Source organism: Pseudoalteromonas sp. DSM 26666 (assembly GCF_900116475.1).
GTDB lineage: Bacteria > Pseudomonadota > Gammaproteobacteria > Enterobacterales > Alteromonadaceae > Pseudoalteromonas > Pseudoalteromonas tetraodonis.
On the sequence record NZ_FPAR01000003.1, the window covers coordinates 19,670 to 35,849 of the forward strand.

Annotated in this window: 15 protein-coding genes and 1 tRNA gene; 11 read left to right on the forward strand and 5 right to left on the reverse strand. The window is 40.7% G+C overall.

From position 1 onward, the window contains the following. The first annotated feature begins 5 nt into the window (after positions 1-5). The 3 genes from hflC (at position 6) to BM380_RS06315 (ending at position 3,170) form a co-directional block, all read left to right on the forward strand. Complete coding sequence (hflC, locus tag BM380_RS06305; protein ID WP_013466023.1) at positions 6-884, forward strand: protease modulator HflC; 879 nt, start codon at positions 6-8, stop codon at positions 882-884. A 209-nt stretch (positions 885-1,093) separates the two neighbouring features. Continuing rightward, complete coding sequence (locus BM380_RS06310) at positions 1,094-2,407, forward strand: adenylosuccinate synthase (protein WP_024601937.1); 1,314 nt, start codon at positions 1,094-1,096, stop codon at positions 2,405-2,407. 124 nt (positions 2,408-2,531) lie between these two features. After that, positions 2,532-3,170 (forward strand): tetratricopeptide repeat protein, encoded by a 639-nt coding sequence (locus BM380_RS06315; RefSeq protein WP_013466021.1) that lies wholly within the window; start codon positions 2,532-2,534, stop codon positions 3,168-3,170. A gap of 133 nt (positions 3,171-3,303) precedes the next feature. Here BM380_RS06315 and BM380_RS06320 read toward each other — a convergent pair whose 3' ends face one another. Continuing rightward, a complete protein-coding gene (locus BM380_RS06320) occupies positions 3,304-5,163 on the reverse strand; it encodes a cation:proton antiporter (RefSeq protein ID WP_013466020.1) in 1,860 nt (619 codons plus the stop codon). Positions 5,164-6,025: 862 nt separating this feature from the next. Here BM380_RS06320 and proB point away from each other — a divergent pair. Together proB and BM380_RS06330 are read left to right on the forward strand one after the other, a co-directional pair. Continuing rightward, a complete protein-coding gene (proB, locus tag BM380_RS06325; RefSeq protein WP_013466019.1) occupies positions 6,026-7,132 on the forward strand; it encodes a glutamate 5-kinase in 1,107 nt (368 codons plus the stop codon). Then, positions 7,129-8,376 (forward strand): glutamate-5-semialdehyde dehydrogenase, encoded by a 1,248-nt coding sequence (locus BM380_RS06330; RefSeq protein ID WP_024601938.1) that lies wholly within the window; start codon positions 7,129-7,131, stop codon positions 8,374-8,376. Before proB ends, BM380_RS06330 begins: the two co-directional genes overlap by 4 nt. Before the next feature lie 179 nt (positions 8,377-8,555). Here BM380_RS06330 and BM380_RS06335 read toward each other — a convergent pair. Further along, positions 8,556-8,631: transfer RNA gene (locus BM380_RS06335), tRNA-Ala, on the reverse strand. Between the two features lie 165 nt (positions 8,632-8,796). Here BM380_RS06335 and BM380_RS06340 point away from each other — a divergent pair. Together BM380_RS06340 and BM380_RS06345 are read left to right on the forward strand one after the other, a co-directional pair. Then, positions 8,797-9,183: a hypothetical protein gene (locus tag BM380_RS06340; protein WP_013466017.1), complete on the forward strand. Its 387-nt coding sequence runs from the start codon at positions 8,797-8,799 to the stop codon at positions 9,181-9,183. A 1-nt stretch (position 9,184) separates the two neighbouring features. Then, a complete protein-coding gene (locus tag BM380_RS06345) occupies positions 9,185-9,685 on the forward strand; it encodes a prolyl-tRNA synthetase associated domain-containing protein (protein WP_090493612.1) in 501 nt (166 codons plus the stop codon). Here the strand turns inward: BM380_RS06345 and BM380_RS06350 are convergent. Further along, complete coding sequence (locus BM380_RS06350; RefSeq protein ID WP_010391697.1) at positions 9,652-10,800, reverse strand: MFS transporter; 1,149 nt, start codon at positions 10,798-10,800, stop codon at positions 9,652-9,654. The genes BM380_RS06345 and BM380_RS06350 overlap by 34 nt on opposite strands. Positions 10,801-10,994: 194 nt before the next feature. Here BM380_RS06350 and BM380_RS06355 point away from each other — a divergent pair, with 194 nt between their 5' ends. The 4 genes from BM380_RS06355 to BM380_RS06370 all read left to right on the forward strand — a co-directional run bounded on the left by BM380_RS06355 (position 10,995) and on the right by BM380_RS06370 (position 14,134). Beyond that, entirely contained in the window at positions 10,995-11,534 is a 540-nt protein-coding gene (locus BM380_RS06355; protein WP_010391699.1) for a DUF2058 domain-containing protein, read from the forward strand. Positions 11,535-11,705: 171 nt separating this feature from the next. Beyond that, positions 11,706-12,029 (forward strand): c-type cytochrome, encoded by a 324-nt coding sequence (locus tag BM380_RS06360; RefSeq protein ID WP_010391700.1) that lies wholly within the window; start codon positions 11,706-11,708, stop codon positions 12,027-12,029. Between the two features lie 134 nt (positions 12,030-12,163). After that, positions 12,164-12,931, forward strand: a complete 768-nt coding sequence (locus tag BM380_RS06365) for a class II aldolase/adducin family protein (RefSeq protein ID WP_013466014.1) — start codon at positions 12,164-12,166, stop codon at positions 12,929-12,931. A gap of 27 nt (positions 12,932-12,958) precedes the next feature. Beyond that, positions 12,959-14,134: a mandelate racemase/muconate lactonizing enzyme family protein gene (locus BM380_RS06370; RefSeq protein ID WP_010391702.1), complete on the forward strand. Its 1,176-nt coding sequence runs from the start codon at positions 12,959-12,961 to the stop codon at positions 14,132-14,134. 57 nt (positions 14,135-14,191) lie between these two features. Here the strand turns inward: BM380_RS06370 and BM380_RS06375 are convergent, their stop codons facing one another. Both BM380_RS06375 and BM380_RS06380 read right to left on the reverse strand, forming a co-directional pair. After that, complete coding sequence (locus BM380_RS06375) at positions 14,192-14,566, reverse strand: hypothetical protein (protein ID WP_090493614.1); 375 nt, start codon at positions 14,564-14,566, stop codon at positions 14,192-14,194. A 3-nt stretch (positions 14,567-14,569) separates the two neighbouring features. After that, positions 14,570-16,132, reverse strand: coding sequence for a S41 family peptidase (locus tag BM380_RS06380; RefSeq protein ID WP_010391706.1), 1,563 nt, complete (start codon positions 16,130-16,132; stop codon positions 14,570-14,572). Positions 16,133-16,180: the final 48 nt, after the last annotated feature.

Sequence of the window (16,180 nt, forward strand, 5' to 3'; positions counted from 1 at the left end):
GCATAATGAAAAACTTTAGTTTAGTAATCCTATTAGCTGCCATTGTAATGTGTTTCTCGTCAGTATTTGTGGTTTCTGAAGGCCAAAAGGCGATTGTACTTTTATTTAGTAAAGTACAAAAAGACAGTGATGATCAAGCGGTAGTTTATGGTCCAGGTCTACATCTAAAAGTGCCATTTTTTAGCCAAGTGCGCCGCATTGATGCGCGTATTCAAACGCTAGATGGCACACCGGATCGCTTTGTAACTAGCGAGAAAAAAGACTTAATTGTTGATTCGTTTGTAAAATGGCGTGTTAACGACTTTAGCTCTTTTTACCTGCGTGCACGTGGTGATAAGCAATACGCTGAAACACTGCTTAAGCAAAAAGTAAATAATGGCCTACGTACTAACTTTGGTACTCGTACTATTCGTGAAATTGTATCGGGTGAACGTAGCGAGCTGATGGAAGAAGCGTTAGTACAAGCCTCTGAAAGTGCTAGTGAGCTGGGTATTGAAGTACTTGATGTACGTGTTAAGCAAATTAACTTACCTCAAGAGGTGAGTAGCTCTATTTACCAACGTATGCGTGCTGAGCGTACTGCCGTTGCTAAAGAGCACCGCTCTGAAGGTCAGGAAAAAGCAGAAACGATTCGTGCAGGTGTTGACCGCCGTGTAACAGTAATGCTTGCTGATGCAGAACGTAATGCGCGTTCTGTTCGTGGTCAAGGCGATGCTGATGCTGCTGCGATTTACGCTAGTGCTTATAATAAAGACCCTGAGTTCTTTAGCTTTGTTCGCTCTTTAGAAGCTTACAAGCAAACTTTCAAAGGAAAGCAAGACGTGATGGTGTTATCACCGGATAGCGACTTCTTCCAATACATGAAAGGCGCGAAAGCTCAGTAATCACAGCTTTAGTTAAATTTAAAAAGCCCTGCAATTGCAGGGCTTTTTGTTATCTGAATTTTAATCTTATAAATCACTGTTATTTATGTGATTATTAGCTAAACACTGATGTTTACTAAGGGCACGAGGAAAAAATAAGCTAAACGGGGTGAACTTTGCTTTAGTTTTCTGGTAAAATCTCGTCCTAATTTTCTCTAAGTGAATTTGCAATGGGTAAAAACGTTGTTGTACTAGGCACCCAATGGGGTGACGAAGGTAAGGGTAAGGTAGTTGACCTCCTTACAGATAAAGCATCTTTAGTAGTTCGTTATCAAGGTGGTCATAACGCTGGCCATACCTTAGTGATCGACGGTGAAAAGACAGTTCTACACCTTATTCCATCGGGTGTATTACGTGACAATGTTAAATGTGTGATTGGTAATGGTGTTGTTTTATCACCAGAAGCGCTAATGAAAGAAATTGGCATGCTTGAAGAGCGTGGCGTACCAGTACGCGAACGTCTTTTAATCAGTGAAGCATGTCCGCTAATATTGCCTTTCCATGTTGCATTAGATGTAGCTCGCGAAACAGCGCGTGGCGATAAACCAATCGGTACAACGGGTCGTGGTATCGGTCCAGCGTATGAAGATAAAGTAGCACGTCGTGGTTTACGTGTTGGCGATTTATTCAATCCTGAACTATTTGCTACTAAGTTAAAAGAAGTATTGGAATACCACAACTTCACATTAGTGAACTACTACAAAGTAGATGCAGTAGATTTTCAAAAAACGTTTGATGACGCAATGGCTGTTGCTGACATCTTAAAAGCAATGGTAGTTGATGTAACTGAGCTTTTAGATCAAACGCGTAAAGCCGGTGACAACATCTTATTTGAAGGTGCACAAGGTACATTACTTGATATCGATCACGGTACTTACCCTTATGTTACATCTTCAAACACTACTGCTGGTGGCGTTGCTACAGGTGCGGGTTTTGGCCCATTACACCTTGATTATGTACTAGGTATCATTAAAGCGTACACAACACGTGTAGGTTCAGGTCCTTTTCCTACAGAGCTTTACGATGGCCTTGAAAAACAAGACCCAGTAGGTAAGCATTTAGGTGACAAAGGTCATGAGTTTGGTGCTACTACTGGTCGTTTACGTCGTACTGGCTGGTTAGATGCAGTGGCTATGCGCCGTGCAGTTCAAATTAACAGCATTTCAGGATTTTGTTTAACTAAACTTGACGTTTTAGACGGTTTAGAAACACTTAAAATCTGTACGGGTTATAAGCTTGAAGATGGTACTGTGACTAACGTTACGCCATTAGCGGCTGAAGGTTACGATAAAGTAACACCAGTATACGAAGAAATGCCTGGTTGGTCTGAAAATACCGTGGGTGTAACATCGCTTGAAGGTTTACCTAAAGCAGCAATTGATTACATTAAACGTATTGAAGAAATCACGGGCGTCCCTGTTGATATTATCTCTACAGGTCCAGATCGTGTTGAAACCATGATACTTCGTAGCCCATTTGCATAATTGGGTTTATGTTGAAAAGAAGCTGCCATGTGCAGCTTTTTTTATGTCTATAAAAAAGCATACCTATTAATAGTGGAACGATCTTTGTATATTATTTGGTAAGTTTATTTTTAAAGTGGTTAATATGCGTTTATCTTCTCGTTGCTCAGTGTGGTCATTATCACTACTTACACTTTCTTTATTTAATATAAGCAATAGCTTAGCTGAAGAAAGCCCTGCAGCTGTGCCGCTGTATACCGAATCTGAGTTAATAGCTTTAATTAATGAGAACACTCATCTAGCCCGCGTGAAGGCAGATAATTGCCAGTTAGTGCAAGATATAGAAGCACGAGCCAATAAAATGGCATTGCCGTCGTATCAATTTTTATACGGTGATATGCTCGCCTACAAGGTGTGTGTTGAGCGTGATGTAGCTTTAGGTGTGTATTACATGAAAAAAGCGGCTGAGCAGGGCTTAGCGGCAGCATTAGAGCAACTAGGTCGCTACTACGATGTTGGGCAGTTAGTCCAAAAAGACAAAGCCATGGCAATAACCTACCTCCGTGAGGCCTCAGCGCAAGGTAACTTAAAAGCGCAATTACGATTAGTGGGCTTGTTTAATCAAGGCTATGGTAGTCCAAGAGACTTTGAAGATGCTTATCGTTGGCTGTTTAACACCACGGTAGCCGATAAAGCGACACATAAAAAAATAGAGCGAGCATTAACTAAACTTGCTGAAAAAATGCCAGCTAGTGTCGTTACCCGCGCGCGCTTACCTATGTAACCTAAACTCTGGCTAGAGAAAATAAACCTAATTATGACTATGATTTAATATGTTAGTAAATCCCTTAATCAGAGTTTAGGTTTGTAAATAAAAAAGCGAGAGTGCTTTTTTTAGCACTCTCGCTTTTTAGTTATTACTCGTCTTTTTTATTGTCTTTGGCTTTGTTATTGGCCGGATCTTTTAATAGCGATATTTTAGGCGGTTGCAATGCAACTACTCGTTCACCCTCTTGTGGTGGCTTTTCCATATCACTGGTAAAAGGCCTCATTTTCACTGGTGCATCTTCATCACTGTCTTTATCCCCTTTGAGAATAAACAGTGGGATCGCTTCAGGATTCATTTCTAAATACTGCTGCCAGCTAAACTCTTCAGATATACGTGTTGCACTCACTTTACCGCCTTTGGCAATAACACTGCTTAAGCGTGCATATGCGCCGTTCTCACCAAACAGAATTTGTCGTGATAAAAACGTCGCACTGTCTTTATTTGCTTTGGCGTGCGAAGAAGAGGAACGTAGTGAAAATACATTTTTTTCATTTAATAAATGAGAGAAGTACTGCACCCCTAATGCGTTGTGGTGGCGATTAGGTGAAAGCGCTAAAACACTGCGAATCGTGGTTAAAGGTAAATAACGTTCAGCATGCTCCGATTGCGGGTTACCGTAATAACAAGGCAGGCCATCCATACGCGCCATTCTACAGTTCTCCCAAGCAGGATCTGATAGATGAACAGGAATATTTTGCTCTTTTAAGCCACGTGCAATTGCACGCGATACATGGTTTGCACCAATGATTAAAATAGTATTAGGGGATGGTTGACGCACTCCAAGTAGTTTCGCAACAGGGATAGCCGTTAAGCTTTGCAGTACCACAGTAACAATAATAACAGTAAATATGAGTGGCACCATTTTTTCGGCATCGGCCACTCCCGCTTCCATCATACTCAGCGCAAATACTGAACCAACGGCTGCTGCAACAATACCGCGAGGTGCAATCCAAGCAAGTACTAGGCGTGATTTCATCGGTAAGTCTGTACCAAAGGTTGAAATAGCAATACACAATGGGCGCGCAATAAATAGCACAATAGCTAAAAATATAAATACGTCGCTGTCGAGCATCATTAAATCAGAGAGTTGTAGTCTTGCGGCCAATAAAATAAATAAAGTTGAGATTAAAATCATCGACAAATCTTCTTTAAACTCGAGTACCGAATCTATTTCCAAGTCATCTTGATTAGCTAACCAAATGCCAAACACCGTCACAGCCAGTAAGCCTGACTCATGGCTTATGTGGTTTGAAATAGAAAAGCTAATTAACACTAACGCTAAAATACCAAACTTATGTAGCTCAAATGGCAGCCATTCTCGGCGCATTAGTTGCGTCGTGATCCAACCCGAAACCACACCAATACTTAAACCAACGCCAACGGTTTTAACCAGTGCAACGATAGTGTGGCTAAGTACTTCACCCTGACCAACCAGCATTACGGCTTCAAACACTAGTACTGCAAATAAAGCGCCAATGGGGTCTATTACTATGCCTTCCCAGCGTAAAATACGATCGATATCCTGGGTAGGTCGCATCGAGTTAAGTAATGGAGCAATAACGGTTGGCCCCGTAACAACAAGCACTGCGCCAAGTACTGCAGCAACTCGCCAATTTAACTCGAGTAACCAATAGGCGCTAAAACTAATAACAATACAAGTTGTAAGCATACCAATAGAGCAGAGGTTTCTGACGACTTTACTGATCCCTTTAAGTTCTCGAAAATGTAAAGTTAAGGACCCTTCAAATAAAATCACAGCGACACTCAAAGAGACCACAGGAAAAAGTAAATCACCTAATAATGCATCAGGGTCTAATACGCCACTAAATGGCCCTAATAAAAGCCCTGTAAGCAATAAAAACAGAATAGCGGGTACTCTAAACGCCCAAGCGACCCATTGGGCTAACACTGAACACAGTGCAATACCGGCTATATAAATTGCTGACATAGAGTAAAAACTCCTTAATTTTAATAATGTTTAAAAGTATAACGGTTACCAATCAGTAATACAGTGGGTATACACGTGTAAATTAAATTTAGCTAATAAATAATGTTTATTTATTTAGTGTTAACGTCTTTTGTGAGAGTGTTATCAAAGTTATAGTCTCTATAATTACTATTTATAGTAGTCTAACTTTATGATATCTATTGCAAAATGTGCATGCCTTGTCTGTTATGACCTATTTAGCTTTAATTTTAGCCTTGATCTAAGCGGCTATTTTAACGTATTATACTTCGTGTTCGAATAATTAGTTATCTAATAAAGTTTGTTATTTAAGTAAGTAAACGTATTAGATATAAACATCTTAACTCTCTTAGTGATTGTTTCAGCGATGTTTTATAATGTTCGAACATAAAATATCATTTACCGAACTCTTTGGTATAGTTTTGCTCAAGGTGTTTATTTGCTTAACGCATATAAATTAAAGTTTGAGTTGAATTATTACCTTTCAATATTTAATCCCCATCGTGGCGGTTAAATCTCGGTCCTTAAGTCATCACCCTATCTGTTGGTGTACCAGACTTAAGAGGCTCTATGTATGTTGTTAATAAAAAAGCCGCACACAGCTTTTTACAGCGATACATAAACAACACTTTATATTTTTTTAGTTAGTACAATCCAATTTTATTGGGTTAATACTATTTATTTTTTGCATCTCAATTTAAAACAATGGTTTTAGAGACGGTGTACGCGTGTGTAAAAAAAGTGTGGGCAATGATAAACAAATTCGACGTTATGTTTTAAACATAGCGACCTGGTTTCATTCATCAGTGTGATGAATACAAATAAAATGGAAAGTTGAGCATTTATGCAAAAGTTAAATTGGCGACGTATCGTACTTAAAGTGGGCAGTGCCTTAATTGCACCCGATCAAGATGGCTGTCGTTCACGCTACTTGTTAACCATCGCACAGTTTATCGTTCACTGTCGCGCACGTGGTATAGAGGTTATTTTAGTGTCATCAGGCTCTGTAGCGGCAGGCTCGCATTTATTTCCATCAGAGAAGCCGCGCTCAGTTGTTATGAAAAAAGCCATGGCAGCAGCAGGGCAAACAGAAATGATGGCCATGTGGGATCGTTTCTTTGATTTTCCATCAGCGCAGCTATTATTAACTCATGGTGACTTACGTGACCGTGAGCGTTACCAGAGTATCCGTGAAACCGTATTTACATTGCTAGAGCACGGTGTGCTACCTATCATTAATGAAAATGATGCGGTAACAACAGATGATTTAAAAGTGGGTGATAACGATAACTTATCAGCTATGGTGGCAGCTGCCGCTGACGCTGACGCATTAATGATTTTTTCAGATGTAGATGGGCTGTATGACAAAAATCCAAATCTGCATGACGATGCCGTATTATTGCCTGAAATAAAATCAATTGATGATTCTATTTATGCTATGGCAGGATGTGCTACCAGTGCAGTAGGCACCGGTGGTATGAAAACCAAGATTGAAGCGGCAGAAAAAGCCACATCACATGGTATTGCAACGTATATTATTAATGGCTTTAAAGAAGAGACCTTTACTCGTTTATTAGCGGGCGAAAATCCAGGTAGTGTGTTCTTGCCTTATGAAAAACCAATGCAAGACTCTATTCACTGGATGACACATACCGCAAATGAACAAGGTGAAGTGGTTGTCGATGGGTCATTTGATGATTCGCTAGAAGGCGAAGACGGCTGTTTACGAGGCGATGAGATCAAGGAAGTACATGGCGAGTTTGCTGTGGGCGATACTATCTTAGTTCGCAGTGAAGATGGTACGCGTTTAGCTAAAGCCACAGCAAATTACAGTAGCTGCTTGTTAAACTTTATTGCAGACAACGAGCAGAGTGAATTCAGCGAAAAAATGCAGGATTCAATTGGACCAATTATTTCAGAAAAAGATATCGCATTATTGGAGAAGTCATGAGTTTAATTACGGATATATCACGCCAAGCAGCAAAAGCTGCACATACACTTGCTTTACTCGATACCGAGACTAAAAACAACGTGTTAACCGATATGGCAGCGGCATTAAGAGATCAAAAAGAATTTATAATCAAAGAAAACGAAAGTGACCTAAGCGCTGCGCGTGACAATAATTTAGCAGCGTCAATGATAGACCGTTTAACATTGAATGATGAGCGCATTGAAGCGATGGCTGAAGGTATCGAAGTGATTGTTTCACTTGATGATCCGGTTGGCCAGTTACGTGATATCACTGAACGTCCAAATGGCATTAAAATTCGAAAAATGCGTGTACCACTGGGCGTGGTATGTATGATTTACGAAGCACGACCTAATGTAACGGCTGATGCTGGCGCATTGTGCTTTAAGTCGGGTAATGGTGTTATTTTGCGCGGTGGTAAAGAAGCGCTTAAAAGCTCACAAGCCATTGCTAGTGTAATGCACAGCGTGCTTACTAAACATGGTTTGCCAACGGCGCTAATTTCAGTTATTCCAGATCCTGACCGTGCTTTACTAATGGAATTAATGCAGCAACGCGACAGTATTGATTTAATTATTCCACGTGGCGGTGAAGGGCTTATTAACTATGTAACAGAAAACAGTACAATTCCTGTTATTCAGCACTTTAAAGGCGTGTGTCATTTATACGTAGATAAAGATGCAGACTTAGAAGTGGCACTTAATCTACTACTTAACGGTAAAACTCAACGTACTGGCGTATGTAATGCCTTAGAAGGGTTAGTAGTTCACCAAGATGTTGCTGATGAGTTTTTAAACCTTTGCGCGGTAGTGCTTCGCCAAGAAGGCGTAAAAATAAATGCTGACGCCAAAGCGGCTGAGTATTTTGATAATGCCACTGTGCTTGCAGATAACGAATTTGGTGAAGAATATTTAGATTTAGAAATTGCTATTCGTATAGTGCCAAGCTTTGATGCAGCCGTTGAGCACATTGCTCAATTTGGCTCAAATCATACCGAAGTTATCTGTACTAAAAACGATGCTGCGGCAGAGTTATTCCAACGTAGTGTGGATGCATCGGTTGTTATGGTTAATGCGTCATCACGTTTCTCTGATGGCTCACAACTAGGTTTAGGTGCCGAGATTGGTATTGCAACGACTAAGCTGCATGCTTATGGTCCAATGGGGCTTGAGTCACTAACGACTGAGAAATATTTAGTTAATGGTGTTGGTCAAGTTCGCGAATAACTTACCCAACCTAATAAACGATAAAATGCCGAGCTTTTGCTCGGCATTTTTGATCTCAATTTAGCAAAATCAAACAACTAAGCAAACATAAAGATTAAAACAGGGCAAAAAATTATTAACAGAGAAATTTATTTAGAATATAAAAATAAGGATATTACTTAAGGGAGAGAGTAGGAAAGTGGTGGAGCTAAGCAGGATCGAACTGCTGACCTCCTGCGTGCAAGGCAGGCGCTCTCCCAGCTGAGCTATAGCCCCACATTCCTAATTTACATACAATGTAAATGCTTAAGTGCTGAGTCTCAAGCGGGGTGAACTTTAAATATTTTTACGATTTTGGTCAAGTATTTTTTCACAAATTTTTCCGTTTTAACTAATTTTTGTTAAACTCGAGCTCAATATTTACTAAAACGACAATACATAATGAAAAAATACGCGTTAGTTTTCATGATTTTCCTTTTTGGTTGTGCCAGTTCAGTAGATGAACCGCCCTACGAAATTAATAATAAACAATTTTATGACACCCTTGATGAGCAAGGTAACAAGCTTTTTGCTTATGTGGTTTCTGTAAAGGCTAAAAGTCGTGAGCAAATTAATATCAATAAAAAACTAACTCGCAGTGATGTTCAGCGTTTTGCTGAGCAAGAGCATTTTGAAGAGTCGAGTGTTTTAAAATTACAATTAGAAGATCAAGCGGTAGAGTTTCTTAATAAAGAACTAGCACAGCGTAACTATTGTGCAGATAAGCATGAAATAAACGAAGTACTATGGCGTGATTTAAGTGTGCAATTAAGAGGGCGTTGTTTGTAGTATGTTAGCGGATAAACAAAAACTAGCGGCAGTGTTAGCCCAACTAAATATAGAATATGACGTAATAGAACATCCAGCGCTACATGGCAGTTTAGATGCCGATGAACTGATGGTAAATCGCCCAGGAACACGCTTAAAAAACCTATTTTTGCGAGACAACGAAGGTAAGCGTCATTTTTTAGTGATCACCGCGCATGATAAACAGTTGGATTTAAAGTTACTTGCTAAACAGCAAGGGCTATCGCGCTTAGGCTTCGCCTCTAATGAGCGCTTGGCTAAGTACTTAAAGGTTGCACCGGGTTGCGTGTCAATGCTCAGCTTAATGAACGACAAACAACGAGATGTAACGCTTTGGCTTGACCAAGATATTTGGTTTGGCGATTTATTTCATTGCCACCCGTTTGAAAATACCCAAACATGGTTATTAACTAAGCCTGATTTACTGCGTTTTTTTGACTTTACTGAGCATCAGCCGCGGGTGATGTTTTTGCCATCGCGCTGAGCCCACAAAATAAGCCCCAGTCCACACAAACATACAGCGAGTAATGTTGCCATAAACGCCGTTTGTCCATGAGTTTGATAAACCACCCCTGGTAATAACGAGCCCAGTGCGCCGCCGCTGTAATAAAATGATACATAGCACCCGTTGGTAACGCTTGGCGGTGCGTGACTGATTTTATTAACCAGTGGTGCCGCTGTGGAATGAATCACAAACATAGCGCCGCAAAAGAGTGTGAATGCAATTAAAAACAACAACAGTGAATGACTCATTAATAACACAATACTGAGGTTATAAAACACGAATACCGCGGCCAACAATCGCCAGGCTGAAGTCATTTTTTTTAATAGCCAAGGAGTGAAAATAGAAGCCAAAGCACCCACCAAATAGCCACTATAAACAAAGCCAATGTCGCGCGTGTTATTAATTAAAAAGGTATTTTTTAAAATAAAAGGCAAGTAGTTTAATAATGCTGCAAAGCAAAAAAACATACAAAAAATGGCACCATAGAGCTTAAGTGCAGAGCCCTCTTTAAGTTGTTTTATATAATCTAATGGTGATAAAACCTCGGTTGATTTAACGAGATTAAAACGTTTATGGGGAATACTTAACGCTAGAATAATCAGCATGGCTGCTATTAGGTAATAAAAACTCTGCCACGACCAAACATCGCTAAAGAGCGCAGCCAATACACGACCAAAATAACCACCGACAATCGTACTACCTATATATAGCGTCATATTTTTTTGTAATGTATCGGCTTGATAGCTCATACCAATAAAGCTGGTCATGGCAGTCAATGCGGCAGGTAAAGTCAGTCCTTGTAAAAACCTTACCAGTAGAAGTAATTCAAAACTCGGGGCATAAATAAATAAGATACAACCCACACCCAGTAACAACATAGCGAAGCGTAATATCAATAAAGGGTTTCGCTTAGCTAAAAACAGTCCATACACCAAAGGGGCAATAGCTAAAGGCAACATAGTGGCCGTCATTAAGCTGCCTGCAACAGCAGGAGCAACATTAAATTCAGTAGCAAATAAACTTAATAATGGCTGTGGTGCGTATAAAACAAAAAAAATGAAAACTGAACAGATGAGTAGGTGAGGTAAGCGCATTAACTGCCATATACATTGCTTATTAGTTGAGCTGCATTATATACAAAACTGCTAGGGTTTTCATAAATTAACCTTTATTGCGCTAAATCATGCTTTGTTTTCAGTAGTTTGTTAGATTAATACCAATAGCGCTGTTATTTACGCTCGTTGGTGATTAAAATAGCATTAATATTCGTTTTTAGTGGGAACACGCCATGGGGTCACTACAAGAGCAATTGCTCCAAGCTGGTTTAACAACATCACATAAAGCTAAAGTTGCTAAATCAGAAAAGCGCAAGCAACAGAAAAAGCAAAAGAAGGGAGCGACGAGCAACCCGAACGATTTACAAAAGCATATTCAGCAAACTAAGTTGGAGCAGCAGCAAAAAGCTGAAGAGCTCAATAAAGCGCGCCAAGAAGAATTAAAGCAGCGCGAACAAGTAGCCCGTGTTAAGCAAATTTTAGAGCATCATAATCAAGAGTCAATTCGCGGTGAGCGTACCTTTAACTTCACTTATGAAAACAAAGTGAAAGGGCTTGATGTGAATGAGCAAACGCAAAAGGCGCTCTCGGGCGGGCGTTTAGCTATTTGTGTGTTAGAAGGTCAGTTTTACGTATTAGAAGATGAGCCTGCGCGTAAAGTGGCTGAGGTGGATGAAAAGTATATTGTGTTTCATGTTGAGCCTGAAAATAAAGCCAAAGATGAAGACGATCCGTATGCTGATTTTGAAGTGCCAGACGATCTTATTTGGTAAGCCTATTAAGTATCTGCTCAGTTAAAGCAAGCTAGTATGTGTTTTATGAGGGATACACGTATTTGTTCTGATTGATCGTCAAACCTTACCAAGGACGTATGCTTTTTAAAGATTTATTGACTACAATAATCACAACCGTTTTTTTTAACCGTAAAAAGAAGAGTAAATACAATGAGCAAGATAAAAACACTTTTATTAGGCGCGGGTATTGGTTTAGCCGCAAGTTTTTCATTTTCAGCAGCCGCTGCAGATGGCGCTGCACTTTACACAGCTAAAAATTGTCAAACATGTCATGGTGCAGAAGGTAAAGCACCTATTATGGCGATGTACCCTAAACTAAATGGTCAAAACAAAGAATATTTAGTAGCGCAAATGAAAGACATCAAGTCAGGCGCTCGTAACAACGGTATGTCTATGGCGATGAAAGCGATGGTTGCGACTGTGACTGATGAAGAATTTGAAGCGATTGCCGATTACCTATCAAAAGTACAATAACCGTTAACGCTAATTAAAAAGAGCCACACCTATGTGTGGCTTTTTTATTTGGTGATTGCCATCATGCTAATACTCATTTAGACTTCTAAACATCTACAATCACTAGCGCTATGCTGTGTTTTAAAAGGCTTGTTATGTTTGATTTACCCCAGCTCAATTTAAAAAATAAAGTATCAGAACAAGAGTGGCAACTACGTGTTGATTTAGCCGCATGTTATCGATTAGTTGACCATTTTCGTTGGGGGGATTTAATTTATACGCACCTTTCTGCTCGCCTACCGGGCACTGATCATTATTTAGTGAATGCCTTTGGCTTAACGTTTGATGAGATCACTGCATCTAACTTAGTCAAAGTAGATTTAAATGGCCGCATTATTGACGATACACCCTTTAATATTAACCCTGCAGGGTTCACTATTCACAGTGCCATTCACGAAGTACGTGAGGATGCCCATTGCGTTATACACCTGCACACCAAAGAAACGATTGCGGTTGCAACACAAAAAGAAGGGCTGTTACCGCTAAGTCAGTATTCGATGTTTTCATTGCCGTCTCTGTCTTACCATGGCTATGAAGGTTTAGCGGTGAATGACGATGAGCGTAAACGCCTGCAAACAGATTTAGGCACCACCAATCATATGCTATTGGTCAACCACGGCGGTTTAACAGTAGGCCCAACGGTAGGCGATGCGTTTATGCGCTTTTATGACCTTCAGCGTGCCTGTGAAATACAGTTAGCCATTCAATCAAGTGCGCAAGAAGCGGTGGCTGTGCCTCAAGCTATTATTGATAACATTTATAACCAAGCGAACGTCGTTCACAGCGGCAGTACAGGGGGCCAGCTAGCATGGCCTGCCATGTTACGAAAAGCGTATCGTCTTGATCCTAGTTTTGCAAAATAACCCACTGAAGGTTAATAAGGAATTTTTATGAAAGTAAATCGCGTTGAAGTCTTTGATATTCATTGCCCTGATCGTCCTGCATGGACGCCGGTATTTGTTCGAATTCATACCGATGAAGGTATTAGCGGTGTGGGTGAAGCAGGTCTTGCATACGATTTAGGCCACAGTGCAGCTGCTGCGATGATCAAAGAAATGGCCGATGCCTTTTTAATTGGCCATGACCCGTTTCAAACTGAAAAACTATGGTCGCGCATGTTGCGTGAAAGTTTTTGGGGTCTAGGCGGTGGGCCGGTGGTTTACGCAGCAATGAGTGCGATTGATACGGCACTTTGGGATATAAAAGGTAAAGCATTAGGTTTACCGGTTTATCAGTTGCTTGGCGGTAAAGTTAACGACAAGCTGCGTACTTATGCATCACAGCTGCAGTTTGACTGGGACAGTGAATTTAAAGCGCTGGTACAGCCACAAGAATATGCAGAAGCGGCACTAAAAGCGGTGGCGGAAGGTTACGATGCGGTAAAGGTCGATCCAATTCAATACGATAAAGACGGCAACACCTATTACGACCGCACAAATATTATTTCTCGTCCAGAAATGAAACTATACCGCGCTCGTATGCAGGCTATTCGTGAAGCCGTGGGTGACGAAGTAGATATTATTTTTGAATGTCATAGCTTACCAGGGGCGACATCGGCAATTCAAATTGGTGAAATTGCAGAAGAATTTGACTGTATGTATTTTGAAGAGCCGGTGAATTACCTAAACCATTCATTACATGCAAAAGTGGCTGACAAAGTGGCTGTGCCTATTGCAGGCGGCGAGCGCTTGTATAACCGCTGGGGTGTACGTCCTTATTTAGAAGATCAAAGTATTGATGTACTACAGCCAGATATCGGCTTATGTGGTGGCTTTACCGAAACTAAAAAAGTATGTGATTACGCTGATATTTTTGATGTGCGTATTCAGGCACACGTATGTGGAGGGCCGGTTGCAACGGCGGCATCATTGCACTTAGAAACAGCGATCCCTAACTTTTTAATTCACGAGCATCATACTTACGCGATTAAAAAGTGGAATAGAGAGCTATGCTTACAAGATCCACAACCAAAAAATGGTTTTTTTGAAGTATCTGAAGAGCCAGGTCTTGGGATTGAGCTTAACGATGAAATTGTAATGCGCTCACAACGCGTAGAAATAAAATAGTTTACTCTGTTGAGGAATAGCCGGTAAGTGAGTTATCACTTACCGGCTTTTTTATCGCTATGGGTTTATTTTACAAAGTACTTGTTTTAGTTCAATGGTTGCTTTGCTATCAAGGTGGCGAACAAAACAGCGCTCTCCCTTAGTCACGAGCTCAAATTGATCTGGCATATTAAGTTGCTTGCCCAAAATAGGGTTGCCCTGAGGATCTTTATGATTAAGTTGCTCAAGGGTAACTGTGCTTGAGGTGACAAAAACATCGTCTGCTAATTGAACCTGCGAGCTATGCAGCAGCTGCGCAATTGCGTCGGCTACTTTAGCGCTATTAGGCTCAATTAGTAACGCATGTTGCAATTTAGGTGTGGGCTCTGAGCTTTGTGCTAAGCACCCACTTAAAAATAGCGAAATTGCAGTTATTGCTAATAAAATCTTCATTGCTTATCTCATGTTATCGCTAAGAATAATATTCTGTTTAAGTACAGTCTGAATTCGCGCGTCTTTTACTTCAGGCATATCGGTGGCGATAGTGGGCGCAAAACCGAGAACACTATTTATTGAGCTTGGGGCTGGGCAACTGCCGGTTGCTCTATAACTAAGTGCGGTATTAAGTAAGCCTTCACTTGCATCACCTAAGCGTTTGCTAAAGTCATCGGCAACAGCACAGCCTGCAATAAGTACGGGCTGGCGCGCATTATCAATGGTATTTTGCGGTGCAAAGCCATCTGAATATTCACCAAAACCTTTGTTATTTTCGCCAGTAAATTGAATGGTAAAATAAGTAGTGTCGCAGTTATCGGTTGGGTAAAAGCCATACGGTTTACCACAGGTGCCAGCCCCTATCTGAATGATTTCAACATCGGCTCCGCGCAGCCCGTTAATTATAGCCTCACTGGCTGAGCAGGTGCTGCTGGTGGTGAGTACAAATACCCGATCTAAATTTAACGTTGGTAATGGGGTGCCTGCAGCTATTGCAGGGTTATTTTCAAACCCGACAAAACGATTTGTAAAGGGCATGGGGGTCAGTGTTTGCCCTGTGATAGGGTTGGTATTGGGATATTTATCGTTAAAAATAGTGCGTTCAAATATTTTGCCTTGGGTATTGCTACCTGCCACCATGTAGCCTACTTGGCTGGCCATTTGTAACAAACCACCGCCGTTATAGCGCACATCAATGACTAAATCTTTAATGCTGCTGGCAGCGAGTTGGTTAAAGGCGTTGTAAAGCTGCGTTTCGGCTATCGCGTTGTGGCTATTAAATTGAAAGTAACCCACATCGCCGTTTGCTAAATCAGTACGTACGTTCATTACTGGTTGCGACTCGATATTTTGAGATGTGAGCGTAACAATGCGATTTTCATTAGTGCTGATATCCCTAAATACAAATTCGGTAACTTTACCTGTTTGTTCTGGGAATAAACCTGCGTTAATAATAGCTACCTCGCTTGATGAGGTCGTGTTAATAAAATCAACACCATCAACTTCTAAAAGCTCAAAGCCCCTAATAATATTTTGATTACTAGCAGGGGTATTTGGCTCGGTATAGCTAACAATTGCTTGGCGCGGCGCACTACCAGCGATTATTTTTATATTAAAGCCATAACCAAAGCTTAGGCCTGATTGATTTTGTCTTTGCCACTCATCGGTTGGCAAACTAAAGTGAAAGTTATCTTTTTTCGCACCCGACTCAGTCAGTTGCTCCGTTTTTAAAGTATTAAAGTAATCAATGACGCCTGACGTTAATGCCGGATTAGTATCAATAATTTCGTCGTACCATAAGTAGGTTTCGTTACTCCAAGAGCGTAGCCAGTTTTTTTCATTAATTGCTTGGCATTGACCTTTAAATTGCCCTGAGCTAGCAAATACACCAGAAGCCCAGCCGCTATTGTCTGTTGTTGGGTTAGTCGCATTGTCGCTACCTCCACCGCCACAACCTGTTAATAAAGCGGCTAGCGAAAAAGGGAGTAATGTGTATTTGAGAGAAGATGAATTAAGAATGGCCATACGCATGCTCGTTTTTTAAACTGTTGAGCTAAATATAGCGGTTTTCAT